Source organism: Falsiroseomonas tokyonensis (assembly GCF_019024325.1).
Classification (GTDB): Bacteria; Pseudomonadota; Alphaproteobacteria; order Acetobacterales; family Acetobacteraceae; genus Falsiroseomonas; species Falsiroseomonas tokyonensis.
The window spans coordinates 1-611 of the sequence record NZ_JAFNJS010000055.1; the positions used below are offsets into that span (position 1 = coordinate 1).

Annotated in this window: 1 protein-coding gene; it reads left to right on the forward strand. The window is 68.1% G+C overall.

Features of this window, described 5'->3' with window-relative positions; translation table 11 throughout:
- Window positions 1-528: DsbA family protein (locus J3S20_RS29950; protein ID WP_216840581.1), on the forward strand; the 528-nt coding region annotated here is incomplete at its 5' end.
- Window positions 529-611: the final 83 nt, after the last annotated feature.

Sequence of the window (611 nt, forward strand, 5' to 3'; positions counted from 1 at the left end):
GCGCCGGTGACGGTGATCGAATTCCATTCGCTGACCTGCGGCAACTGCGCCAATTTTCACACCCAGCACTTCCCGCGGATCAAGGTCGCCTATGTGGACCCCGGCCTGGTGCGCTTTGTCATGCGGGATTATCCCCTCGACCGCGTTGCGCTGGATGCCGCCGCAATGGTCCATTGCGCCGGGCCGGAGCGGTACGAGGCCCTGCTCTCGGTGCTCTACACCAACAAGGAGGCCTGGGCGCACAGCCCGGATGCCCGCGGCTGGCTGCGTCGCACGGGCGGGCTGGCAGGGTTATCCGCCGATCGCCTGGAAGCCTGCTGGACTGACCGCGGCTTCACCGACCCGATCGTACGGTCAAGGCTGGAGGCCACGCGCGAGTTCAACGTCCAGGCGACGCCTACCTTCGTGATCGGCGGCAGGGTGCATCCCGGCGTCCTGTCCTTCGAGCGCTTCGCCCAACTGGTGCAGCCACTGCTGCCACCAGGGGCGGCCCCGGCGCCGGCACCGCGGGTGCTTCCGCGCCTGTGAGCCGGCGGGTTGCGCATCGGGCTGTCGTGCGGCACAGCGGGCTCATGATAATGCGCCCCTCGGCTTTCCTAGCTCTATTGGCC